19 protein-coding genes and 2 tRNA genes are annotated in these 24,445 nt (G+C 72.5%); 8 read left to right on the top strand and 13 right to left on the bottom strand.

What is annotated here, in order from left to right; translation table 11 throughout:
• Positions 1-124 precede the first annotated feature (124 nt).
• Genes ABT001_RS06835 through ABT001_RS06845 form a run of 3 tightly spaced genes read left to right on the top strand, consistent with a single transcriptional unit; the run spans position 125 to position 2,396 of the window.
• Entirely contained in the window at positions 125-940 is an 816-nt protein-coding gene (locus tag ABT001_RS06835) for a YceI family protein (protein WP_351273361.1), read from the top strand.
• Positions 941-969: 29 nt separating this feature from the next.
• A complete protein-coding gene (locus ABT001_RS06840; protein WP_351273364.1) occupies positions 970-1,440 on the top strand; it encodes a PPOX class F420-dependent oxidoreductase in 471 nt (156 codons plus the stop codon).
• A gap of 8 nt (positions 1,441-1,448) precedes the next feature.
• Complete coding sequence (locus tag ABT001_RS06845) at positions 1,449-2,396, top strand: NAD(P)-dependent oxidoreductase (RefSeq protein ID WP_351273366.1); 948 nt, start codon at positions 1,449-1,451, stop codon at positions 2,394-2,396.
• On the opposite strand, the gene ABT001_RS06850 is transcribed toward ABT001_RS06845, so the two are convergent.
• From ABT001_RS06850 to ABT001_RS06880, 7 genes are all read right to left on the bottom strand, one after another.
• On the bottom strand, positions 2,390-3,190 hold the full coding sequence (locus ABT001_RS06850) for a TetR/AcrR family transcriptional regulator (protein WP_351273369.1): 801 nt from the start codon (positions 3,188-3,190) through the stop codon (positions 2,390-2,392). The two genes, ABT001_RS06845 and ABT001_RS06850, sit on opposite strands and share 7 nt — an antisense overlap.
• Before the next feature lie 80 nt (positions 3,191-3,270).
• Positions 3,271-4,770 carry an MFS transporter gene (locus ABT001_RS06855; protein ID WP_351273372.1) on the bottom strand — a complete coding sequence of 500 codons (1,500 nt, stop codon included), beginning with the start codon at positions 4,768-4,770 and terminating at the stop codon, positions 3,271-3,273.
• A 176-nt stretch (positions 4,771-4,946) separates the two neighbouring features.
• A complete protein-coding gene (locus tag ABT001_RS06860; protein ID WP_351273375.1) occupies positions 4,947-7,097 on the bottom strand; it encodes a mannosyltransferase YkcB-related protein in 2,151 nt (716 codons plus the stop codon).
• Positions 7,094-8,401: a bifunctional glycosyltransferase family 2/GtrA family protein gene (locus tag ABT001_RS06865; RefSeq protein WP_351273378.1), complete on the bottom strand. Its 1,308-nt coding sequence runs from the start codon at positions 8,399-8,401 to the stop codon at positions 7,094-7,096. Before ABT001_RS06865 ends, ABT001_RS06860 begins: the two co-directional genes overlap by 4 nt.
• Before the next feature lie 111 nt (positions 8,402-8,512).
• The gene (locus tag ABT001_RS06870; protein WP_351273381.1) at positions 8,513-10,024 is read right to left on the bottom strand and encodes a sensor histidine kinase; all 1,512 of its coding nucleotides are present in this window, start codon (positions 10,022-10,024) and stop codon (positions 8,513-8,515) included.
• Positions 10,025-10,028: 4 nt separating this feature from the next.
• Positions 10,029-10,769, bottom strand: coding sequence for a response regulator transcription factor (locus ABT001_RS06875; protein ID WP_351273384.1), 741 nt, complete (start codon positions 10,767-10,769; stop codon positions 10,029-10,031).
• 133 nt (positions 10,770-10,902) lie between these two features.
• The gene (locus ABT001_RS06880; RefSeq protein ID WP_351273387.1) at positions 10,903-11,790 is read right to left on the bottom strand and encodes a DUF2797 domain-containing protein; all 888 of its coding nucleotides are present in this window, start codon (positions 11,788-11,790) and stop codon (positions 10,903-10,905) included.
• A gap of 119 nt (positions 11,791-11,909) precedes the next feature.
• Between ABT001_RS06880 and sigJ the strand changes: the two genes are divergently transcribed.
• Together sigJ and ABT001_RS06890 are read left to right on the top strand one after the other, a co-directional pair.
• Positions 11,910-12,854 (top strand): RNA polymerase sigma factor SigJ, encoded by a 945-nt coding sequence (gene sigJ, locus ABT001_RS06885; RefSeq protein ID WP_351273390.1) that lies wholly within the window; start codon positions 11,910-11,912, stop codon positions 12,852-12,854.
• Positions 12,855-12,947: 93 nt separating this feature from the next.
• On the top strand, positions 12,948-14,168 hold the full coding sequence (locus tag ABT001_RS06890; protein ID WP_351273393.1) for an NAD(P)/FAD-dependent oxidoreductase: 1,221 nt from the start codon (positions 12,948-12,950) through the stop codon (positions 14,166-14,168).
• Here ABT001_RS06890 and ABT001_RS06895 read toward each other — a convergent pair.
• From ABT001_RS06895 to ABT001_RS06905, 3 genes are all read right to left on the bottom strand, one after another.
• Positions 14,165-14,356 carry a hypothetical protein gene (locus ABT001_RS06895; RefSeq protein WP_351273396.1) on the bottom strand — a complete coding sequence of 64 codons (192 nt, stop codon included), beginning with the start codon at positions 14,354-14,356 and terminating at the stop codon, positions 14,165-14,167. The genes ABT001_RS06890 and ABT001_RS06895 overlap by 4 nt on opposite strands.
• A gap of 66 nt (positions 14,357-14,422) precedes the next feature.
• Positions 14,423-14,495 (bottom strand) — tRNA-Arg (locus ABT001_RS06900).
• Between the two features lie 206 nt (positions 14,496-14,701).
• A tRNA-Ser gene (locus ABT001_RS06905) sits at positions 14,702-14,792 on the bottom strand.
• 318 nt (positions 14,793-15,110) lie between these two features.
• On the opposite strand from ABT001_RS06905, the gene ABT001_RS06910 reads away from it, so the two are divergent.
• A complete protein-coding gene (locus ABT001_RS06910; RefSeq protein ID WP_351273399.1) occupies positions 15,111-15,581 on the top strand; it encodes an SSI family serine proteinase inhibitor in 471 nt (156 codons plus the stop codon).
• Between the two features lie 389 nt (positions 15,582-15,970).
• Positions 15,971-20,011, top strand: a complete 4,041-nt coding sequence (locus tag ABT001_RS06915; RefSeq protein ID WP_351273402.1) for a hybrid sensor histidine kinase/response regulator — start codon at positions 15,971-15,973, stop codon at positions 20,009-20,011.
• Positions 20,012-20,107: 96 nt separating this feature from the next.
• Here the strand turns inward: ABT001_RS06915 and ABT001_RS06920 are convergent, their stop codons facing one another.
• The 3 genes from ABT001_RS06920 to ABT001_RS06930 form a co-directional block, all read right to left on the bottom strand.
• Positions 20,108-21,754 (bottom strand): long-chain fatty acid--CoA ligase, encoded by a 1,647-nt coding sequence (locus ABT001_RS06920; RefSeq protein ID WP_351273405.1) that lies wholly within the window; start codon positions 21,752-21,754, stop codon positions 20,108-20,110.
• Positions 21,755-21,913: 159 nt separating this feature from the next.
• Positions 21,914-22,468: a SigE family RNA polymerase sigma factor gene (locus ABT001_RS06925; protein ID WP_351273408.1), complete on the bottom strand. Its 555-nt coding sequence runs from the start codon at positions 22,466-22,468 to the stop codon at positions 21,914-21,916.
• Positions 22,469-22,685: 217 nt separating this feature from the next.
• The gene (locus tag ABT001_RS06930; protein ID WP_351273410.1) at positions 22,686-22,997 is read right to left on the bottom strand and encodes a hypothetical protein; all 312 of its coding nucleotides are present in this window, start codon (positions 22,995-22,997) and stop codon (positions 22,686-22,688) included.
• A gap of 285 nt (positions 22,998-23,282) precedes the next feature.
• Here ABT001_RS06930 and ABT001_RS06935 point away from each other — a divergent pair, with 285 nt between their 5' ends.
• The gene (locus ABT001_RS06935) at positions 23,283-24,164 is read left to right on the top strand and encodes a bifunctional DNA primase/polymerase (RefSeq protein WP_351273413.1); all 882 of its coding nucleotides are present in this window, start codon (positions 23,283-23,285) and stop codon (positions 24,162-24,164) included.
• Positions 24,165-24,445 lie beyond the last annotated feature (281 nt).

Genomic DNA, 24,445 nt, shown 5'->3' on the forward strand with positions numbered 1-24,445 from the left:
CGTCGGCGGAAATGGGCCCCGGGGCGGGATCGGCAGGCAGGGGACGGCCTGCCGATCCCGCCCCGGGGCCCGACTCATCGAGTCGCTGCTTCACGAGTGATTTTGAGCAAGGAGAGAACACGGGATGGGACTTCGCGCACAGGTACGCACGCGGGACGGCTGGGCCGTCCAGCACGCTGTCGTGACCGTGACCGACATGACGGGCACCCAGGTGCTCCGGGCCGCCGCCGACGAGAACGGGGCCGTCCGCACCGAGGACCGCCTGCCGGCCGGCGCGTACACGGTGATCGTCACGGCCGTGGGTTATGCCCCCGCCGCGTCCACCGCGCTCGTCACGGCCAGTGGGCGGGTCGAGGCCGGCACCGTGGTGCTGGCCCGGCAGGGAGGCGTGGAACTGCCGCCCCCGGGCACCTGGTCGCTGGACCCGGTGCACTCCTCGGTGGCCGCGGTCGCACAGCACCTGGGGATCTCCAGCGTGCACGGCCGGTTCACCGAATTCAGCGGCCGCATCGAGATCGCCGAGGACGTCCAGAACTCCCGGGTGGAGGCCTACATCGCCTCCAGCAGCATCGACACGGGCAACGCCATGCGGGACAAACACCTGCGTTCGGCCGACTTCCTGGACGTGGAGACCTTCCCGGAGCTCACCTACCGCTCCCGGGCGCTGACGCCTGCCGGGCCCGACCGCTGGACGGTGCACGGCCTGCTCACGATGCACGGCATCGCGCGGGACGTCGATCTCGACCTCAGCTACCTGGGCACCGGCCCCGACCCGTGGGGCGGGGTGCGGGCGGCCTTCCACGCCACCGCCGAGCTGCGCCGCGACGACTTCGCCATGAACTACAACCAGGTGCTGCAGGCCGGCATCTCCGCGATCGGCACGACCCTGCGCGTGGAGCTCGACATCCAGGCGGTCCAGGGTGATTCCGTCCAGGGATAGGAACGGCAGAAGGACCTAGGGTTGGCCGTATGGCACCCAACATCGCGACCAACACCACCGTGGAACTCACGGAACTGCTGGACTTCGTGCGGCCCCGGCACCGGGCGATCCTGCTGACCACCCGGTCCGACGGCCGCCCCCAGGGCTCCCCGCTCACCTGCGGCGTCGACGACGCGGGACGGATCGTCGTCTCGACCTACCCCGAACGGGCCAAGACCCGTAACGCCAAGCGGGACGAGCGGGTCAGCGTGATCGTCCTGTCGGACGACTGGAACGGCCCCTGGGTCCAGGTCGACGGCTCGGCCGAGGTGATCGACTCACCGGAGTCGGTCGAGCCCCTCGTCGAGTACTTCCGCACCATCTCCGGTGAGCACCCCGACTGGGACGAGTACCGGGCGGCGATGATCAAGCAGGGGAAGTCCATCATCCGGATCACCCCGGAGCGCTGGAGCCCGGTCGCCACCGGGGGCTTCCCCGCCCGCCTGGCCGGCGGCAGCTGATCGCACCGATGGCTCCGCCCCACCCGGTTCCGCTCGCGCGGGCCCGACTGCTGACCTCCCCGTCCGTGAGCCCGGCCGTGGTCCGTGAACTGGAACGGATCACGGGCCGCCCGGCCGCGCCCGCCTGCGCGGAGACGCCAGGCGAGCCCTTCCTCTACGTGGGCGAGGCGCTGCCCGAAGCGCTGCGGACCCCGCGGCTGCTGTGGTTCCACAGCGTCAACGCGGGTACGGACGCGCTCCTGGCCGCCGGGCCCTGGCCCGAGGGGGCCCTGCTGACGCGGACCGTGGGGCGGATGGGTGAGCGGATCGCCCAGTACACGCTGGCCTGGGTCCTCGCGGAGTGCCAGTCGGTCCCGGAGCACACCGCACAGCACGCCAGGTCCGAGTGGCGCCGCCTCCCGTCCGAGCTCGCCGCCGGGCGGACCGCCGTCGTCCACGGCACCGGGCGCATCGGCTCCGCGGTCGCCGGCCTGTTGCGGGCCTGCTCCGTGCGTACCGTGGGTGTGAGCCGCACCCCTCGTGCCGTACCGCCGGGCTTCGACCGGACGGTCCTGGCCGGCTCGCAGGAGGAGACGGAAGCGCTGGCGGAAGCCCGCTGGGTGGTGTCCGCCCTGCCCCTGACCGATGCCACGGAGCACTTCTTCGACGCCGCCAGGTTCTCCGCGATGCGAGGCGCCACCTTCCTCAACGTGGGCCGGGGCGCGACCGTGGACATGGCGGCCCTGGAGCGCTCGCTGAACGACGGGACGGTGCGCCGCGCCGTCCTCGACGTACTGCCCGACGAGCCCGCCGGGCCCGCCGACCGCGCCTGGCGGCTGCCGCGCACGGTGATCACGTCGCACTCGGCCGGCATCACGGCCGAGGAGGACGTCGTCGCCGATTTCGCCTCCTGCTGGCAGGCGGTCGTGGAGGGCCGCACGCCCGCGCTGGCGGTGGACACCGGACGCGGCTACTGAGGTCCGGCCGGACCCGCTCCACGGCCCGCGTCCGCCGCGCCCCGGCACGTCGCCTCGATGCCCGCGATCAGGAGGTCCAGTGCGTACGTGAAGTCACGGTCGCGCATCTCCTCCACCGTCGCCCCGCCCCGCGCGTCCATCAGGTTCTCCGAGGGCCGCATGGCCCGGTGGAGCTCCGGATCCGCGCGGATCGTGCCCATCGCCCGCTCGAAGTACTCGTCCTGGGTGAGCCCGGCCTGCACCGTGCGCTGCACGAAGTGGCCCTCGGTGGTGCCGAATCCGTAGACGAACTGGAAGACGGCCGCCATCGCGCCCGTCCGCCGCTCCAGCGGCAGTCCGGTGGCCCGGACGACGTCCTGGACGGCGTACGAGAACAGCATCGAGTGCGGGCCGATGTTCAGGAAGCTGCCGATGAGCGCCGACACCCAGGGGTGGCGGACGAACATCTTCCGGTAGTCGGTGGCCAGTTCGCGGAGCCGGTCGCGCCAGTCGGATCCCTCCGGCGTGACCGGGATCTCGCCGAAGACGGTGTCCAGGGCGAGTTCCAGCAGGTCGTCCTTGGTGTCGACGTACCAGTACAAGGACATCGCCGTCACGTCCAGCTCGGCGGCGAGCCGCCGCATGGAGAACTTCGCGAGGCCGTCGGCGTCGAGCAGGCGGACGCTCGCCGCCGTGATCCTGTCCCGGTCGAGGCCGGCCGGCTGGTCCGCCTTACGGGTGCGCGAGGGCGTCCGCCGGTCCAGCCACACACTGACCCGCGAAGGTTCCTTCACACGGTCTGCCCCGGACCCCATGGCGCACGCTCCTCGTCTCGCGGTGGCACTCCTGCGTACCGGCAACCCTCGTCCGATGCTATGCCCGCGACCTGGGGTTCTCAGTCCGCGTCCGTACGCGCGGCCCTCCGCAGCAGGGCCGCGGCCAGCAGCCCGCCGGCCAGGACCGCCACCGCACCGACGAGTTGGCTGGTCTCCAGGCCCGAGGCGAAGGCGTCCGTGACGCGCTCGCGGTCCGCGGCTCCGTCGGCGGCGGCGAGTGCGGCGGGCAGTGAGGCGGCCCCCGCCGCTCCCGGCACGAGGGCGGCGAAACGGGAGTTGAGCACGGCGCCGAGTACGGCGACCCCGAGGCCGTTGCCGAACTCCGCGAGCGTGCCGTTCACCCCGGCGCCCACACCCGCCTTCTCCGGCGGGATGGCGCCCATGATCGCGTTGGCCATCGCGGGCATGGCGAGCGCGACGCCGGCCCCCATGACGAGCAGGCCCAGCAGCATGCCGCCGTAGTCCTGCCCGCCCAGCAGCGCGATCGCCCCGAGTCCGGCGGCGAGGAGGCTCATCCCGGTGGCGATGACGGCGGGCGTCCCGAGCCTCAGCACCAGCCTGGCGCCGAGCCCGGTGAGGTTGAGCGCGACGACCGTGAGCGCGAGCGGAGCCGTGCGCAGGCCGGCCTCGAGCGGTTCGTAGCCGAGGACGAACTGCAGGTGCTGGGTGAGCAGGAAGAGCGAACCGGTCATCCCGAAGGCGACGAGGATCGCGCCCGCGACCGCCCCGGTGAAGCGCTGGTCGCGGAAGAAGCGCATGTCCAGCATCGGGTGGGGGACACGGAGTTCCCACAGGACGAATCCGGTGAGGACGGCGACCCCGGCGAAGGCCGTCAGCAGGACCGGCCCGGATCCCCAGCCGTGCTCAGGGCCGGAGATGATCGCGTACACGACGGATGTCATACCGAGGGTGGAGAGCAGCGCCCCGACCAGGTCCGGGCGGTCGCCCTGGAGGTTCCTGGACTCGGGCACGAGACGGACGACCGCGATCAGGCCGATGACCGCCACGGGGATGTTGACGAGGAAGATCGCACCCCACCAGAAGTGGTCGAGCATCGCCCCGCCGATCAGCGGACCGGCGGCGAAGCCCAGGGAGCTGACGGTCGACCAGATGCCGATGGCCTTGACGCGTTCGGTGTCGTCGAAGATCTGGACCACCACGGCGAGCGTGGTCGTCATCAGCAGCGCGCCTCCGACGCCCATCCCCGCGCGGGCGGCGATCAGCTGCCCGGAGGACTGCGCGAGTCCCGCTGCCAGCGAGCCGACGCCGAACAGCGCGAGTCCGGCGACCAGCATCCTCTTGCGGCCGTAGCGGTCGGCGGCGCTGCCCGCGGTGAGGACCAGCCCGGACTGGACGAGTGCGTAGGCGTTGATCATCCACTGCACATCGGCGGTGGACGCGTGGAGATCGGCGGTGAGTGAGGGGATCGCGACGTTCAGGACGGTGTTGTCGAGCAGCACGGTGAGCTGGGCGAGGCAGATGACTCCGAGGATCACCCAGCGCTGAGCATGGCCGCTCCCGGGGGTGAGGTCGTTCTTCTCTGCGGTGTTCGCCGTCATTCGGACCCCCGGTCAGGCGCAGTTGTACGGCGTATAGGAGAGGTTCATGTACACCGTAAAGCATTTCCTGTACGCCGTACAAGACAATTGTGCGGCCCCACGGACACGACAGGGCGGTGGCCCCGGAGTCCGCGCTCCGGAGCCACCGCCCTCAAGCTCCTCCGACTCTCCGGGGCCTATTGGTGCTTCGTCCGGGTGAGGTCGTAGAAGGTCGCGCTTCCGGCGGTGACCTCCTCGAAGTTCTCCTCAACCCAGTTGGAGATCTGCGACGACGCGCCTTCGCCGCCCATGCCACCGCCCATGCCGCCCGAGATGAAGTAGTGGATCCGCCCGTCCTCCACGTACTCCTTGAACCGGTCGAGCGTCGGGGACGGGTCGCTGCCGTTGAATCCGCCGATCGCCATCACCGGGGCTCCCGTGGCGAGCTGGTAACTCGCGGCGTTCTGCGCACCGATGGCCGCCGCGGCCCAGGTGTAGGCATCGGCGTCCTGCTCCAGGAGGGTCTCGGCCTCGGCTTCCACGGAGGCTCCGTTCAGCAGGCCGCCCATGCCGCCACCACCGCCCGCGCCGCCCTCGCCCGTGCCGCCGCCGGGCAGGCCGCCCTGCTGACCGCCGGGCACCTGGCCCGGCTGCCCCTGACCCGGCGTCCCGCCGCCCGGGAAACCGCCGGCCTGCGCGTTGCCCGGTGCGCTGCCCGGCGCCTGGCCGCCGCCCTGTTGGGCGCCCGGGCCGGGGGGCCGCATGCCCCCGCCGGGACCGCCGCCCTCACCGCCGCCGGGCCCACCGCCCCGGCCGCCACCGGGTCCGCCCATGCTCGCGCCCGACGGGCCCGCCGTGACGATCGAACCCTGGTGCCCGGTGTTCAGCGTGCTGACCGTGTACGCCGTCGGCCCCGCCAGCGACGCCACGAGGCCCAGCCCCGCCACCCCGAGGGCCAGCGCACGACCCTGCCGTGCGGTGAGCAGCAGCCCCACCGCGGCGACCAGGCCGCCGACCAGGACGGCCCAGCGCAGCCACGGGACGTAGTCCGGCGTGCGCCCCAGCAGGAGGTACGACCAGACGGCCGTCGCCGCGACGGTCACGCCGAGCACGGCGCCCGCCCACCACTTGCTCCGTTCCTCCCACAGGGCGGTGGCCCCCATGCCGACGAGGGCGGCGACGTAAGGAGCCAGCGCCACCGTGTAGTACTGGTGGAAGATCCCGGCCATGAAGCTGAAGACGAGGGCCGTCATCAGCAGCGAACCGCCCCAGGCGAGGAACGCCGCACGGGCCGTGTCGGTCCGCTTCGCCCGCCGGGTCAGCCAGACGCCCGCGACCAGCAGGATCAGCGCGGCGGGCAGCAGCCACGAGATCTGGCTGCCGATCTCGGAGTTGAACATCCGGCCGACGCCGGTCTCGCCCCAGCCGCCACCCTGACCGCCACCACCACCGACGCTGCCGGTCTCCTCGCCGTTGATGCGGCCGAGTCCGTTGTAGCCGAAGGTGAGTTCCAGGAAGGAGTTGTTCTGCGAGCCGCCGACGTACGGACGTGAGGAGGCGGGCCACAGCTCGACGACCGCCACCCACCAGCCGCCGGACACGACCGTCGCCAGGGCCGCCAGGCCGAGCTGGCCGAACCGCCTCCGCACGGACACCGGCGCGAGCACCGCGTACAGCACGGCCAGGGGCGGCAGGATCAGGAAGGCCTGCAGGGTCTTCGACAGGAACGCGAGCCCCACCGCGACACCCGCCCAGACCAGCCACTTCGTCCGGCCGCCCTCCAGCGCGCGCAGCACGCAGCAGACGGTGACGGTCATCAGCAGCGCGAGCAGCGCGTCCGGGTTGTTGAAGCGGAACATCAGCGCGGCGACCGGAGTCAGCGCGAAGACCGCCATCGTGATCAGCCCGGCGGCGGCACCGAACCGGCGGCGCACGGCCGCGTACAGGACACCGGCCGTGGCGACGCCCATCAGCACCTGCGGCGCGAGGATCGCCCAGGAGTTCAGGCCGAAGAGCCGCACGGACAAGGCCATGGGCCAGAGCGTGGCCGGGGGTTTGTCGACGGTGATCGCGTTCGCGGAGTCCAGCGAGCCGAAGAAGAAGGCCTTCCAGCTCCGGCTGCCGGCCTGCACGGCCGCGGAGTAGAAGGAGTTGGCGTAACCGGACGCGCTCAGGTTCCACAGGTACGCGAGCGCGATGACCAGCAGCATGACGAGGAAGGCGGGCCTCGCCCAGCGCGGGTCGTCGGGCCTGCCCCGGAGGAGGCGCCGTGCCAGCGGTTCCCGGCTGCCCGCCGCGTGCGCGGGAGGTGCCGGGACGTGGTCGGAGTGGGTGGCGGCGGCGGTCATCGGACGTTCCTCGGTTCGTGTGCGGAACCCTTGCGGGCGTCCTGGTGGTCGGTGCGCCGGTCGGGGAAGACCCAGGCGCGGAAGAGCAGGAACCGCAGCACCGTCGCCGCGAGATTGGCGGCGACCAGCACCGCGAGCTCGGTGCTGTGCGACGCGTCCCCCGAGGTGCCCAGGGCGGCGAGCGAGCCGCCGGTGAGGGCCAGCCCGATCGCGAAGACGACGAGCCCCTGCGCCTGGTGGCGTACGGCACCACCTCTGCCGCGTACTCCGAAGGTGAGCCTCCGGTTCGCCGCCGTGTTGGCGACGGCCGACACGAGAAGGGCCGCGGCGTTGGCGAACTGCGGGCCGACGCCCAGCCGGAAGAGGGAGTACAGGGCGAGGTAGACGAGGGTGGACAGCGCGCCCACCACACAGAAGCCGACCAGTTGCCTGGCGAGTCCTCCGGGCACCCCGGGCACGGCCCGGTCGCGCGGGTCGTCGCCGAAGGGGCGCGCCAGCCGGTCCAGCGGCAGGGCGCCGGTGGCAAGGGCCCGGCCCACCCGCCAGACGCCCTTGAGGTCGTCGGTCGCGGTCCTCACGATGTGCACCGTGGAGTCCGGGTCGTCGACCCAGTCGACCGGCACCTCGTGGATGCGCAGCCCCGCCCGCTCGGCGAGCACCAGCATCTCGGTGTCGAAGAACCAGCCGGTGTCCTCGACCATCGGCAGCAGCCGCTGCGCGACCTCGCGCCGTACGGCCTTGAAGCCGCACTGGGCGTCGCTGAATCCGGCGGCCAGCGAGGAGCGCAGGATCAGGTTGTAGGCCCGCGAGACGAACTCCCGCTTCGAGCCCCTCACCACCCGCGAACTGCGGGACAGGCGCGATCCGATGGCCAGGTCGGAGTGGCCGGAGATCAGCGGGGCGACCAGCGGCAGCAGGGCGTTCAGGTCGGTCGAGAGGTCCACGTCCATGTAGGCGAGGACCGGGGAGTCCGAGTGGGACCAGACGGTCCGCAGCGCCCGGCCCCGGCCCTTCTCCTCCAGCCGGTACGACCGGACCTCGGGGATGAGGTCCGCGAGCCGTGCCGCCACCTGGGGCGTGCGGTCGGAGCTCGCGTTGTCCGCCACGGTGATCCGGAAGCCGTAGGGGAAGGTCCGCGCCAGGTGGTCGTGCAGGCGCAGCACACACGTTTCGAGGTCCTTCTCCTCGTTGTACACGGGGACCACGACGTCAAGCACGGGTACGGGAGCGCCGGCGGCGCCGACCTCTGCGGCCGGGAGGTGTTCCCGGGCCGGCAGGGTGCTCCAGGGGGTGTCGGTTCGCATGGGACCGACACTCGCCAACAGCGCTGTCATCTCCGTGTGCTGAGCCTGTGGTGCGCCTGTGGGTGCGTCACCGGGGTGTACGGGGCCGGGGCCGTTCTCCCGGTCGGCCGCCTACGGCGTGTCCGCCGGCAGGTGGACGGCGAACACCGTGTCGCCCGGCACCGACCGCACCTCGGCCCGCCCGCCGTGCGCGGCCACGACGGCCTGCACGATGGCGAGGCCGAGCCCCGTCGAACCGGCGTGCCGGGAGCGTGAGGCGTCGCCGCGTGCGAACCGTTCGAAGACACGGGGCCGGAGCTCCGGCGGGATGCCGGGCCCGTCGTCCTGGACCTCCAGGGTCACCCAGGGCAGCTTCCCGCTCGGCGGGCGCACGCGGACGGTGACGGTGGTCCCCGGCGGAGTGTGCGTGCGGGCGTTCGCGAGCAGGTTGACCAGCACCTGCTGGATCCTGGTCGGGTCGGCGAGCACCGTCGCGGGCGCCTCGGGCAGCTCCAGCCGCCAGTGATGGGTGGCCCCCGGGGCCCCGCCGGGGAGCCGGCCCGCCACACGGGCGTCGCTCACCGCGTCGATGACGAGGGGCGAGAGGTCGGTGCTCTCGTACGAGAGCGGCCGTCCGGCGTCGAGACGAGCCAGGAGGAGCAGGTCCTCGACCATGCCCGTCATCCGCTCCGCCTCGGACTCGATCCGCCCCAGCGCGTGCCGGGTGTCGGGCCCGGTGCTCTCCCGGCCGCGCCGGGTCAGCTCGGCGTACCCACGGATGGAGGCGAGCGGTGTGCGCAGCTCATGGCTGGCGTCGGCGACGAACTGCCGTACGCGTGTCTCGCTCTTCTGCCGTGCCTCCAGGGCCGAACCGACGTGACCCAGCATCCTGTTGAGGGCCGCGCCGACCTGCCCGACCTCGGTGTGCGGATCGGCCTCGGCCTCCGGGACCCGTTCGAGGAGGGCGACCTCACCGCTGTGCAGCGGGAGTTCGGAGACCCTCGTCGCGGTGGCCGCCACCCGGTGCAGCGGACGCAGGGCGACGCCGACCATGGCGGCACCGGCGATCCCGGCCGCGATGAGCCCCGCACCGGTGACGCACACCTCGACGAGGACCAGGGTGGTGACGGCCTTGTCCACCTCGGCCGTGTCGATGCCGACCAGGACGGACGTACCACCGCTCGCCGGGACGACCTGGACGCGGTAGCTGCCGAGGCCGGGGAGTTCGACGTCATGAGGTCCGTCGCCGTCCGGGGTCACCCCGGAGGCTTCGAGCGCGTCGTCCTGGGCCGCCGTCAGCTCTTCGGTGCTCTGCTGGGCGTCGGGACCGTTCATCACCTTCGAGTCGGTGACGGAACCGTCGGTGACCACGGCGCCGATCGTGTCGGGGCCGCCCCTGCCGACGAAGTCCAGCCGGTCCGCGCCCTCCGGGCCGGGCGGCGCCAGGGCTCCCGGCGGACGGTTCGCGGCCAGCCTCGTGATGTCGTGCAGCTGGCCGTCCAGCTTCCCGTACATGTAGCTCCGGAACGCGATCGCGGTGACCGAACCGATCACGGCCGCGACGACCGCGATCAGCGTCACCGCGTACACGACGAGCCGGGTCCGCAGCGTCCACGGCCGGCGTGCGCCGTTCCTCCTGCCCATCGCGTCAGTCGCCGGGCTTGATGAGGTATCCCGCCCCACGCCGGGTGTGGATCATCGGGGTGCGCCCCGCGTCGATCTTCTTGCGGAGGTAGGAGATGTACAGCTCGACCACGTTGGCCTGACCGCCGAAGTCGTAGTTCCAGACCCGGTCGAGTATCTGTGCCTTGCTGAGCACCCGGCGCGGATTGCGCATCAGGAAGCGCAGCAGCTCGAACTCGGTCGCCGTGAGGTGGATCGAGGTGTCGCCCCGCGTCACCTCGTGACTGTCCTCGTCCAGCACCAGGTCACCCACGACCAGCGTCGACTCGCTGCGGACCGCCGCCGCCGTGCCGGAGCGGCGGATCAGCCCGCGCAGCCGCGCCACGACCTCCTCCAGGCTGAACGGCTTGGTGACGTAGTCGTCGCCACCCGCCGTGAGCCCGGCGATCCGGTCCTCCACCGCGTCCCGCGCGGTCAGGAACAGCACCGGTACGTCGGAGACCTCGCGCCGGAGCCGGCCGAGCACCGCCAGCCCGTCCATGTCGGGGAGCATCACGTCGAGGACCACCGCGTCGGGCCGGAAGTCACGCGCCGTACGGACGGCCCCCGCACCGTCCCCGGCGCTGCGCACCTCCCAGCCCTCGTAACGCAGGGCCATCGAGAGCAGCTCGGCCAGCGGAGCCTCGTCGTCCACGACCAGGACGCGGACGGGGCTGTGGTCGGGCCTGAGCAGTTCTGTACGCCCCAGGGGCGAGGTCGTCGTCATGGCTCAAGGCTGTGAGACGGCCGTGAGAATGACCTTTCGCCTCCCTGTGAATTTCCTGAGAAACACGCCGCCGGGCCGCCGCTCCGGCATCAAGAGCATGTGGACGGGACGCCCCATCCCGTGCCGGGTGCTCTCAGAACAGCCCGTCCTGCACGCCACCCGCCCCCACTGCCACGGCCGGCACGCTCAGACCGGCCCGCGCGTCCGCCCCCGTCAGGTCCCAGCCGGTGACGAGCCGCGTGTCGAGCACGACGACTTCGCCGTCCACGCTCTCCAGGTGCAGATCGGGCCCGGCCGCCGCCACCAGCCGGCCGGCCACCACGCCTCCGTCCACCAGCCCGGTCACCACCCGCGCCGTCCGGCCCGCACCGCCGAGCCCGAACACCCCGGCGTGATCGACCGCTTCGAACGGCAGCCGCTCCAGCGCCTCCGGCCAGCCGGCTCCCGCCAACGCCACGGCCCGCCGGTACGACGCCTCGATCTCGGCCGCCCGCTCCGCAGCCCCCGGCAGCGCGTCGCGTACGGCCCGCTTGCGCGCGTACGGGATCCGGTCGGGCACCCCGAGCGCCGAGCGCAGCAGCTCCTCCGTACGCCGCGCGGCCATCAGCGGCCCGCGCCCCAGCCAGCTGAACACCACGGCCCCCTGCTCCCGCAGCCGCGCGGCGTCCCGCACCTCACCGGTGATCCCGACCTTGACCAGGCCAGGCCCGAACCAGGCCAGGTAGACGCGGTACGTCCGAGGGTCGTCGGCGATCGTGTCGGCGGCCACCGAGTGCGCCCGGTCCAGCCGCGCGCACTCCGCGCACCGCGCACCCGTACTCCGTACCGGCACCACGGCCCCGAGCGGGCACGGGTTGCCGCGCGCACCGAGGCAGTGCCGCTCCCCCTGGGCACGGAGCCCGAGCTCCTTCCCGTACGCCAGGACGCTCACCCGTCCGCGCCCCGTCCTGTCGCTCCGCTCCCACCCGAGCACGGGCTCGCCGTGGGGCCAGCGCAGCCCGGTGCACCGCCAGCCGCTCATGCCGTGCCTCCCAGCCCACCCGGGTGTGCCCTGTCGACAGCCAGCGTAGGACCTCCGCGCAGGCCCGTACGCGGATGTTCCCCGGGGCTGGTGCCGCGGCAGGCACTAGGATCCGGGCCATGGCTCTGACCGCGGACCACCTGGACCGGTTCGAGGCCTCCATGCCCCGCCTGGAGGCCATCGCCTACCGCCTGCTCGGCTCCGCGAGCGATGCCGAGGACGCCGTGCAGGACACGTTCCTGCGCTGGCAGGCCGCGGACATCGACCGCATCGAGGTCCCCGAGGCCTGGCTGACGAAGGTCCTCACCAACCTGTGTCTCAACCAGCTCACCTCGGCCAGGGCCCGGCGCGAGACGTACGTCGGCCAATGGCTGCCCGAGCCACTGCTCGCCGGGGACCCGATGCTCGGCCCCGCCGAAACCGCCGAGCAGCGCGAATCGGTCTCGTACGCGGTCCTCACCCTCATGGAGCGCCTCGCCCCCAACGAGCGGGCGGTGTACGTGCTGCGGGAGGCCTTCGACCACCCGCACCGGAGGATCGCGGAGATCCTCGACATCACCGAGGCGGCCAGCCAGCAGATCTTCCACCGCGCCAAGCAGCACCTGGCGGACGGCAGGGCCCGCGCCGAGATCGACGGGGCTGCCGCCCGGCAGATCGTCGAGGAGTTCCTGAAGGCCGCCACCAGCGGCCGGACCGAGCCGCTCGTGCGGCTGCTCACCGAGGACGCCGTCTCGATCGGCGACGGCGGCGGCAAGGTGCCGGCCCGCACCAAGGCGTTCGAGGGCGCCCGCGCGGTCGCGACGTTCATGCGGGGCCTGTTCAAACCCAGCAAGGCCAAGCGTGCCCTCGCCGGTGGTTCGCCCGCGATCCACTCCACGACCGCCAACGGCGCCCCGGCCCTCGTGGCGGTCCTGGACGGCCGGGTCATCGGCGTCATGTGCCTGGAGATCACCCCCGACGGCATCGCCGCGTTCCGCAACCAGGCCAACCCCGACAAGCTCGAACGCGCGACCAGGCGATGGGCGGCCACCGACCACGGGGAACCCCTGCTCCACGCCTTCTGACCTCGTTGTGAGGTGCTTCACATCGCGCTCCTGTCAGGAAACGGCGGGCTGCCCGGTTCAAGGGGCGAACCCGCGCGAGACAGGAGCAGGGAAATGAAGCACCGCATCATCGTCCTCGGAGCCGGATACTCGGGAACCGTCGCCGCCGGCCGCCTCGCCAGGCGGCTGCACCGCGACGACGTCGCCATCACCCTCGTCAACGCCGAGCCCGACTTCGTCGAGCGCGTCCGGATGCACCAGCTGGCAGCCGGTCAGGACCTCGTACTCCGGCCCCTCAGCACGATGTTCACCGGAACCGGCGTCGCACTGAGGATCGGAAGGGTCACCGGCGTCGACGTCGAGCGCAGGACCGTCATGGTCATCGGCACGAACACCACCGAGGAGCTGGAGTACGACAGCCTCGTGTACGCCCTCGGCAGCGGCTGGGACACCCAAGGCGTTCCCGGCACCTCCGAGTACGCCCACGACATCGCCGGCCGCCCGGGAGCCCTCCGGCTGCGCGAGCGCCTGACCGGCCTGGACGCGGGCCGGCCCGTGGTCGTCGTCGGCGGCGGCCTCACCGGCCTGGAGGCCGCGACCGAGATCGCCGAGTCCCGCCCGGACCTCGACGTCACGCTCATCGCCCGGGGCGGGCTCGGTGACCAGCTCTCGCCGAAGGGCCGGCGGCACCTGCGGAAGGTCTGCGACGGGCTGGGCATCACCGTGCACGAGCGGACCACCGTCACCGGCGTCGAGGCCGACCGGGTCACCACCGCCGACGGGGCGGCCGTCCCGGCCGCGGTCACCGTGTGGGCCACCGGCTTCGCGGTCCACCCGATCGCGAAGGCGACCGCGCTGGAAGTCACGGGAACGGGCCGGATCGTGGTCGACGCGACCATGCGCTCGGTCTCGCACCCCGACGTGTACGCCGTCGGCGACGCGGCCATGGCGATGGGCCCCGGCGACAAGCCGCTGCGGATGTCGTGCGCCACGGGCGGTCCCTCCGCATGGCAGGGCGCCGACGCCATCGCGGCACGCCTGACCGGCGGGAAGCTCCCGAACATCCCGCTCCGCTACGTCAACCAGTGCATCTCGCTGGGCCGCAGGGAGGGCCTCATCCAGTACGTGACCGCCGACGACCGCGCCCGCGGGGCGGCCCTGACCGGCCGGTTCGCCGCGCTCTACAAGGAACTGGTCTGCAAGGGCGCCGCCTGGGGCGTCACCAAGCCGACGCTCGGCCTGCCGGCACGGCGCCGCCGCGTCGTGCGGACGGACTCCCTTGCCACGCCGGCCGGAACCGGGATGATCCGGGAGGCCCGTGATCAATACAGCTAAGGCGCGGCGACGACGACGTACGCCATGGCAACCACGACGGCCAGACCGGCAGCTACGACACCGAGCAGAGCCATCCCCAGCAGTCCGGTCACGGCTCCGATCGCCTTCCAACCGGTCCGGTTGATGCGCACAGCCTGTTCGACCGCGCTCTCGTGGTCGCTGTCGTCGTACCGGTCCCGCCCGTTCATGACCGCCTGCCGTCGCGGCAACGCGAGAGGCCCCCGGGATTTCTCCTGGGGGCCTCTGGCCTGCTGTGCACTCGGCAGGATTCGAACCTGCAACCTTCTGATCCGTAGTCAGATGCTCTATCCGTTAAGCTACGAGTGCGTGTCCTCGGCCTGAGCCTCGGTCCCGCCTCCCGGGCTTTTCTGCCCTGTCGGCGTTGCGAGAACAACATTACATGACCTGCGCCGTGACGCGAAATCCATTAGCCAAACCGCACCTGACCAGCGGAAACATCGTTCTGGGACCGGTTTTCCGCGGCCGGGAACGACCGAAGCCCCGTGCCTGGGGCACGGAGCTTCGGGATCTTGCGGAGGCGGAGGGATTTGAACCCTCGATGGGCTTTAAGACCCAAACCGCATTAGCAGTGCGGCGCCATAGACCGGACTAGGCGACGCCTCCAGCACACCCCGCGCGAACGCGAGTGGTGCGTGCAGATGATGACACAGACGAGCGCGCTGTCACCAATCGCCGCCCACGGTACTAGGCAGGTGGGCGGCTAGGCAAAGCGCCCTGCGGCGGGCGTTCCGGTGGCCGCGGGGTCCGGACGTCCCGGTCGGTCCCCCATGAGTTGCGCAACGTGTGGGCGTCAGGAGCGTTAGAGAGGACGAGGGCTCCGCCCTCCGTCCGTCACCCCATGTGCCCGGCGCACGCCTCGACACGGCGCGCGCCGGAGCAGGCCGGCGCGCTCCCGGCGCGCCAGAACATCAGGAGCCCCGCATGCTGCGCCGTCTCACCCTCACCGCCGTCGCGTCCCTCGCCGCGCTGTCCGCCGCCGTACCCACCGCCACGGCCGTGTCCCCTCTCGTGCCGCTGCCACCGCTGCCCTTCCTCCAGGGGGACTGGCCGACGGCGCGCGACACGGGGACCCGGCTCACCGTGACGGTCTCGGAGTCCGGCAATCCGACGGCCGACGGGGCCTTCGAGCTGGAGTGCGACCCGGCCGGTGGCAGCCACCCGTCCGCCCAGCGCGCCTGCGATCTGCTGGACGAGGCCGCGGCGTCGGGGGACAACCCCTTCGTGGCCACCGACCGCAACGCCATGTGCACCCAGCAGATGGGTGGGCCGGCCACCGCCCGGGTGCAGGGAACGTGGCGGGGTGAGAACGTCGACGCGCGGTTCAGCCGGGCCAACGGCTGCGAGATCTCCCGCTGGAACAGCCTCGTGCCGGTGCTCCCCACCGCCCGGTAGCCGATTCGGCGGAGTGCGCTCTTCTCCGCGAGCTCCGCGAGGTAGCCGGTTCGGCGGGGCGTGCGCCGGGACTTCGGCAAGGACGGACGGCGCGAACCGGGGGCGCGTGCAGGCCGTAACAGGGGCCTGCACGCCGCCGTCCAGGGGCACTTCGGGCCGTCCCCCGGCAGGAGCCGCCTCGCATCGACGCACGTCAGAAGGGGCGCGCGCGGTCACGCCATGGACCACCGGCGTACACCGTTTGCACGAAACCTTGGTGAGAGCTCCCCCTCATCCGCCGCCCGCCATGCGCTCCCTGCCTTTAGACTCCTCCAGTGACAGCCTGAGGCCCGAGGGGCAGGATGGGGCCCGCTGTCGGCAAGGTGCGGTATTCAGGGAGGAAGCGTCTCGTGAGCAGCAGGCCATCCCGAGGCACTGCTCGCCTCGCAGCCATACTCGACGCCCTCCCGGACGGGCTCCTGCTCGTCAACTGCAACGGCACGGTCGTCAACGCCAACACCATCGCCCTCGAGATGTTCGAGACCCCGGGCACCGCGCTCGTGGGGCGCGGACTGCTCGATCTGCTTCCGGAGTTCGACTCCAGGCTGATCCCGGGGTCGATGCGCAGGCCGGACGCTGCGGACGAGCAGGGCAGGACCAAGCCGACGCGGATGATCGCGCGCCGGACCGACCACACCGAGTACCCGGTCGAGGTCACCAGCGCGTCCCTGGACAGCGGCCATGCGGGCTACAACGACATCCACTCCAGCTACACGGGCGACGAGCTGCTCATGCTCGTCGTACGGGACCTCTCCGGCACCGTCGACACCGAGGCCGAGCTGGCCCGTTCGCAGCGCCAGACCGAGATGATCCTGCGGGCCGCCTCCGAGGGCGTCGTCGGCACGGACACGGACGGCCGGGTCGTCCTGGTCAACCCGGCGGCCGCGCAGATCCTCGGCTTCCGCGCCAGCGACCTCGGCGGCCAGGAGCTCCACCCGCTGATACTGCACTCGCGTGCGGAGGGCGACCCGTTCCCGTACGAGGAGTCGCCGCTCGCCGACACCCTCAGGTCCGGCCGCAAGCACCGGGTACGCGGGCAGGTGCTGTGGTCCAAGAGCGGCGCCCAGGTGCCGGTGGACCTGACGACCGCCCCGGTGCGCGACGGGGACCAGCTCGTCGGCGCCGTCATGACGTTCACCGACCGCAGGCCCTACGACGAACTGGCCCAGCAGCACACCGAAGAGGTCACCGGTCTGACCGAACGGCACGCGGCCGAGATCGCCGAGCTCACCGCGAGCCACCGGGCCGAGGTCACCGCGCTCACCGAGGCGCACGCGGCCGAGACCGCCGACCGGACCGAGCGGTACGCCTCCGAACTGGAGGAGCAGGCGGAGCGCCTGACCGGCACCGAAGCTCGGCACACCCAGCTGACCGCCGTGCTGGGCGGGTCCCTGCGCGGGCCGCTGGAAGAGCTGCGCGGTGAACTCTCGGCCCTCGCCGCCGACCCGGCCGGCCAGCTCTGGCCCGAGGCCAACCAGATCCTGCATCACCTCGCCGCGGGGTATGCGCGCATGACCACCCTGGTCGACAACGTGCTGAGCTATCAGCGCCTCGACCAGGGCACCGAGGAACTCGTCAAGCAGCCGGTGCTGCTCGACTCCGTGGTGACCGCGGCCGTCGACGGCGCTGTCGAGCTGATCGGTCCGGGGCGCGCGCAGTTCGCGGTGCACGCCCCTCCGATCGAGGCCGAGGTCGACGCGGGCCGGCTGATCACGGCACTCGCCCATCTCGTCGCCGACGTGGCCGGTGTCGACTCGACCGGCAAGGCCCGGGCGGTGCCGGGCGGCGGTTACGTCGACTCGACGGTCGTCGTGGCGGCCGCGCAGCGCGGCGACGTCGTACGCATCGAGGTGCGCGGGCCGTTCGCCGGGGGCGACCCCGTGCACGTGCCGATCGTGCGCGGGATCGTACGCGCGCACGGCGGTGTGCTCCAGACGCACGAGATGGCCGGGATGAGCGGCAGCGCGTACGTCCTGGAGGTGCCGCTCGGCACCGGCGCCGGGACCGTCGCGCCCGAGCCTCTTCCCGTTCCCGAACAGGCCGCCGTGCCCGTGCCGGAGCCCGAGCCCTCCCCCCAGCCCACACAGGGCGGCAGGCGGCGGGCACGGCGGGGCTCGACGGACGCGTTCCTGGACAGCCCCCTCGACTCCGGAGCGCCCGCTCCGGAGTCCGGTGACACCGCGGCCGGGGAACCGACCGGCCGGCGCAGGGCGCGCCGGGCGGCCGAGGGCGCGCCCGAGCAGGACCACGCGGCGGAACAGGACATGACGCTCCCTCAGCGGAGCGAGGGATCCGGCCGCAGGCGCGGTCGGCCCAGCCCCGCGGAGACGGGTGCGGAGAGTGCGGCGGAGCCCCGGCAGGCGCTGGCGCTCCCCGCGGCGGCGTCCGCCCCCTCGGAGGGGTCGGTGGTCACGGCGGCCGAGGGCGCGCAGGGAGGTGGCGGCCGACCGCAGCGCGGGCAGACCGTGCCGCCCCAGGGTGTGCCGCAGAACCCCGCAGGGCGCCAGGCCGGCGGCAGCCGGCCCGCGCTGCCCGCCCTCGCCTCCTCCGACGCCCAGGGGCCGCAGGCGCAGCCTCAGCCCGAGCAGTCGGCACAGCAGCCCGGGGGCCGGCGGGCCCGCCGGGCCCTCGGCGCGGCGCAGGAACGCGCCGCCGCGGCCGAGCCTTCGGAACCCCGTACGGCCTTCGCGCTGCCGCCCGCTGCGGCGGACCGGATCCCGCCGACGGCTCCGGGCGCGCCGGTCGTGGCACCGCCGTCCGCCGCCGCACCTGCCGAGGCCGCGGCCCAGCCGCTCCCGGCACCGGCCGCGCCCGGGCCGGCCCCGTTCGAAAAGCCGCTGCCCGAGCGTCACGACGCCGTGCGTACCGCGCCGGACGAGGACCACACGCCGCCTCAGCCACATCCCCTGCCGTCCGGCCGTCGGAGGGCGGAGGCCACGGAGGCTCCGGAGCCGCAGGCCCGGCCGGGCCGTCCCACCCCGGGGCAGCCGCTGCCCCCCGTCCCTCCGCAGCCCGACTGGGCACAGGACACCTCCGTGCGGGCTCCGGCCGTCCCGGCGCCCGTGGGCGACACGCCCCAGGCCGACGACGACGAGTCCTGGGCGGGCCAGGGCAGCACCGCGCACACCACGGGCACCGCCGCCCCCGCCGTAGCCGGGCGGGCGCCCGCACAGGAGCCGCATCCGGCCGACAACGACACCCCGGCCCCCGTCGCGGACGCGCGGCGCCAGCCGCTGCCCGCCGAGGCCCCCATGCCGGCGTCCTCGGACTCGACCCAGGGGCGTGCGTTCAGCGTGCGTACGCTGGGTCAGGGCGTGCCCTTCGCGCAGCACCTCGCCCATCAGCAGAACCAGACGCTCGGCGGCGCCGGGCGGCGCCGTAAGCTCGCGGCCCCGCCCGAGGCCGAGCCGCCGTCCACACCGGCCGTGGCGCCCGTGCCGCCGCAGCCCGCCCCGGCCGCCGGTCCGCCGGCGCCGGGCGGTACCCAGGGGAGCACCGCGCAGGGCCCCGGTTCCGGTCAGCTGCTGTCCCCGCCCGCCTCCGAGGGGCGTGCGTACGCGATAGGGGCCCCCGACGAGGGTGCTGAGGGGCCGGAGCCGCTGGACGGCCCCGGTGGCGCCGTCGAGGTGGACAACCGGCCGCATCCGCAGCCCGTCGACGACGAGCTGCCGCCGGAGCCGCTGGACAATCCGCGTCGGCTGCTCGTCTGGCCGGCCCCGGACGTCTCCACCCAGCAGGCGCTCAGCGACCGCGGTTACCGCCCGGTGATCGTGCACTCCCGCGAGGAGGTCGACGCCCAGATCGCGGCGTTCCCGGCCGCGCTGTTCGTCGACCCGCTGACCGGGCCGATCACCCGTACCGCGCTGCAGTCACTGCGTCAGGCGGCCGTGGCGGCCGAGGTCCCGGTGCTCGTCACGGCCGGTCTGGGTCAGGCGACCAGGGAAGCGGCGTACGGCGCCGACCCGGCCGTGCTCCTCAAGGCGCTCGCCCCGCGCGACAGCGACCAGCATCCTCCGAGGGTCCTGGTGATCGAGGAGCACGAGGAGATCGCGCTGGCGCTCACGGAGACGCTGGAGCGGCGCGGCATGCAGGTGGCGCGGGCGTCGGGGGACAGCGAGGCCGTCGAGCTCGCCACCCGGGTGCGGCCCAACCTGGTGGTGATGGACCTGATGCAGGTGCGCCGCCGACGCGCCGGGATCATCGACTGGCTCCGGGCCAACGGCTCGCTGAACCACACGCCGCTCGTCGTCTACACCTCGGCCGGCATGGAGGAGGCGGACCTGCCGAGGCTCGCCTCGGGTGAGACGGTGCTCTTCCTCGCCGAGCGCTCCACGAGCGACGAGGTGCAGTCCCGGATCGTGGATCTGCTGGCGAAGATAGGGACGAACTGAAGCCCGGACGCGGGAGCGGACAGGGGCGGCACAGAAGGCGGCGGGGGCGGTACGGAATGTTCCGTACCGCCCCCGCCGGGTGCGCCGTGACCCGGGTCAGAGCTGAGTGATGTCCAGCTCGCCGTCGGCGTACTGCTTGCGGATCACCTTCTTGTCGAACTTGCCCACGCTCGTCTTCGGCACCGCAGGCACGATCGTCCAGCGCTCGGGCAGCTGCCACTTGGCCACGGACTGGGCGAGGAAGGTCCTGAGCGCCGCGTGGTCGGCGGTGGCGCCCTCCTTGAGGACGACGGTCGCGAGGGGGCGCTCGCCCCACTTCTCGTCGGGGACGGCGACGACCGCCGCCTCGGCGACATCCGGGTGCGCCATGATCGCGTTCTCCAGATCGACACTGGAGATCCACTCACCACCGGACTTGATGACGTCCTTGGCCCGGTCGGTGAGCGTGAGGTATCCCTCGCCGCTGATCACGCCGACATCGCCGGTCTTCAGCCAGCCGTCCTCGCTGAACTTGTCCTCGGGGCGCAGGCCTTCGCCGTCCGCGCCGCCGTAGTACGCACCGGCGATCCACGGGCCACGGACCTCCAGCTCACCCGCGGACTCGCCGTCCCACGGCAGGGTCTCGCCCGTGGGGCCGGTCAGGCGCGCTTCGACACCGGCCGGGAACCGGCCCTGGGTGACGCGGTACGGCCACTCCTGCTCCTCGGTCAGTCCGGCCGGCGGGTTGGACATGGTGCCGAGCGGCGACGTCTCCGTCATGCCCCAGGCGTGGCAGAGGCGGACGCCGAGCTTGTCGTACGCCTCCATCAGGGAAGGCGGACAGGCGGCGCCGCCGATCGTGACGCGGGCCATGGAGGAGAGGTCGCGCGGCTTGGCTGTGACCTCGGCCAGCAGTCCCTGCCAGATGGTGGGGACGGCCGCTGCGTGCGAGGGCCGCTCCTGCTCGATCATGTCGGCGAGCGGTGCCGGCTGCAGGAAGCGGTCGGGCATGAGCATGTTGACGCCGGTCATGAACGTCGCGTGGGGCAGCCCCCACGCGTTCACGTGGAACTGGGGCACGACCACCAGGGTCGTGTCCTTGTCGGTCAGCCCCATCGACTCGGCCATGTTGACCTGCATGGAGTGCAGGTAGATGGAGCGGTGGGAGTAGACGACTCCCTTGGGGTCACCTGTGGTGCCGGAGGTGTAGCACATGGCGGCTGCCTGGCGTTCGTCCAGCTCGGGCCAGTCGTAGGAGTCAGGTCGGCCGGCGATCAGTTCCTCGTACTCGTGCACCCGGGGCGCGGCACCGTCGAGCGCCGAACGGTCGCCGGGACCGGACACCACCACGTGCTCGATCGAGGGCAGGTGGGGGAGCAGCGGTGCGAGCAGCGGCAGCAGCGAACCGTTGACGAGGACCACCTTGTCGTCGGCATGGGCGACGATCCAGATCAGCTGCTCGGCGGGGAGCCGCAGGTTGAGCGTGTGGAGGACGGCACCCATCGAGGGGATCGCCAGATACGCCTCGACGTGCTCGGCGTTGTTCCACATGAGCGTGGCGACCCGCTGGTCGCCGTCGACGCCCAGCTCGTCACGCAGGGCGTGCGCCAGCTGTGCGGCGCGCCTTCCGATCTCGGAGAAGCTGCGCCGGTGCGGCTCCGGGTCACCGGTCCAGGTCGTCACCTGCGACTTCCCGTGGATGGTCATCCCGTGGTTCAGGATGCGGGTCACAGTCAGCGGTACGTCCTGCATGGTGCTGAGCACGGCGTCCTCCCGGTGGGCGCTACGCGGCAGTAAAGGTGCGCTGATTCTGCTCACATACCAAGCGGTATGTCACTACTTCCGGGAGTACGAATCGATGTCGGCCGCCGGAACCGCGCCCTCCACGGGCCGCGGGCCGGGGGCGGGGAAGGAGCGCCCGTGTCATCGGACCGGGGTGAGCTCCGGATCCTGGCGGAGCTTGCCCAGGGCCCGCGAGACGGCGCTCTTGACCGTACCGATGGACACGCCCAGCACCTCGGCCGTCTGGGCCTCACTGAGGTCCTCGTAGTACCTCAGGACGACCATGGCCCGCTGGCGGTCCGGGAGCTTGAGCACGGCACGCCACATCGCGTCGTGCAGGGACTGCTGCTCGGCCGGGTCCGGTGCGGGCGCGGCCTCCTTCTCGGGCAGCTCCTCGCAGGCGAACTCGTCGACCTTGCGCTTGCGCCACTGCGAGGTGCGGGTGTTCACCAGGGCGCGGCGGACGTAACCGTCGAGCGCGCGATGGTCCTCGATCCGCTCCCAGGCGACGTACGTCTTGGTCAGCGCGGTCTGCAGCAGGTCCTCGGCGTCGCTCGGATTCGCGGTGAGGGAGCGCGCGGTCCGCAGCAGCACGGGGCCCCGGGCCCGCACGTACGACGAGAACGACGGATAGCGGCGGTGTCCGACGGAGGCAGCGGCCGCCCTGGAGGCGCCGGCACAGACTGGCGTGGTCATGGCTCCACGCTAGGAGCGGGCATGGACGAGGGGATCGGCCCCAGGTCCCGAAGCCACGTCCGCCTCAGGTTGTAGGGGTCGGGCGGGCCCCACCTCCTGAAGGTGGAGAGAGGGCCCATCCACCTCAGGGTCCCCGCCCCGGGTCCACCCCTCCCCCACACGGAAGCGGCCCGTGCGCGGCGGTACGACCGCCACCGCACGGGCCCCTCCCATCAGCTCACCAGAGCGGCGTGAAGGTCACCGAGACGATGTCCGTGGACTGGTCGATCACCGTGAAGGCGGAGCCGTTCACCTGGGCCGAGTTGCTGTGGTTGGAAGCGCCGAAGCCGACGGCCTGCTGCTGGGACGTGGATGAATTACCGAAATTGTCCCCTCCGACACCGGCGGACCCGATCGTCGCCACCGCCGCGTTCGATCCGTCGTTCGCGAACGAACCGTTGTCAGCCATCGCGACCCCGCCGAACAGGGTGGCGGCGAGGGGCAGAGCGGCAACGACGGCGAGGGCGCGAGCAGTACGGATACGTGCCATGTCAATTCCTCCAGGAACCGAAGATGCGGCTTGATACGGCTGGTCCCGAAGCGGTTGGCCGACCACCTCGGGTGCTGGTCACGACGTCGCGGGAGCAAAACTGCCCAGCGCACCCCCGGCGAATCACCCATGCCGCGCGATTCCCCCGTTCGCATGAGGAACGCCTGGTAAACCTCCCGTACGAGGAAAAAGGGAGGAAAACGAGTCAAGGAAGGAAATACGTTTCACCACGCACGCGCCCGACACCCTCTTCCCTTCTTCGAACGCTTGTACGAAAATAGCCGCATGGTCACCACCGACCGGCAGACCGCCACCCTGGCCCTGGCCCACGCGCTCTCCGCCGCCGAGCGCGGGCTCCCCGTCTTCCCGCTGTCCGCCACCAAGCTCCCCGCCCTCCGCTCACCGCACCGCGACGAGGACCCGCCCGCACGCTGCCGGGGCACCTGCGGACTGCCGGGCCACGGGGTCCACGACGCCACCACCGACCCGGCAGCCGTCCGCGCGCTCTTCGCCGCGGCACCGAGGGCCACCGGCTACGGGATCGCCTGCGGACGTCCGCCGCACCGCCTCATCGGCATCGACCTCGACATCGACACCGCGCACGGCAACGACTCCGTCGCCGCTCTCCAGCAGCTGGCCCTCCAGCACCTGTTCACCATCCCGGCCACCGTCACGGTGCTCACGCCCAGCGGCGGCCGGCACCTCTGGCTGACGGGCCCGTCCGGCGTCTCCGTACCCAACTCCGCGGGCCGCCTCGCTCCCGGTATCGACGTACGCGGAGCGGGCGGCTACCTGGTCGGCCCCGGCTCCGTCACGGTCCACGGCCGATACCGACTGGCGCCCGGCACGGCCCACCTGACACCGGCCTCCTGCCCCCGCGCCCTCCTGCGCCTGCTCACGCCCCCACCGCGCCCCCACCACCCGGCCGGCCGGACCCCCACGGCCCGACAGGGGCAGGGCCTGGTCCAGTTCGTACGCGACGCACACGAGGGGCAGCGCAACACCCGCCTGTTCTGGGCAGCTTGTCGCGCGTACGAACACGGCTTCGGCGACACACTCGCGGACGCCCTCACCGAAGCGGCGATCGGCACCGGCCTCACGGAACAGGAGGCCCGCGCCGCGATCGCCTCGGCCGCCCGACTGACCACGCCGCGGCGGGACATCTGACAGATGTCCTTCAACAAGGCGCGCGCCGCGCATGCGAGCGGCGACCACCCGTCATGAGACGGACCCCGCTCCGAGCAGGAGCTAGGCAGGCGTGGTCGCCGGTCAGGTCCCCGAGCTTGCGAGCCCCCGGGGACGACGAGCGTATCCCGCTCCCCTGCCTCTACCGGAAGTGGAGGCTGTTGCCTGGGGCGTGGCCTCTCCGCACGGTCGGTTGAGCGACTTCTCGCTCGCTTCGAAGATGTCGGCGTCCGTCGCCTGCTGCGGGACGTGCGTGATGTACG

The organism is Streptomyces sp. NPDC002793 (assembly GCF_040295485.1).
Taxonomy (GTDB): Bacteria; Actinomycetota; Actinomycetes; order Streptomycetales; family Streptomycetaceae; genus Streptomyces.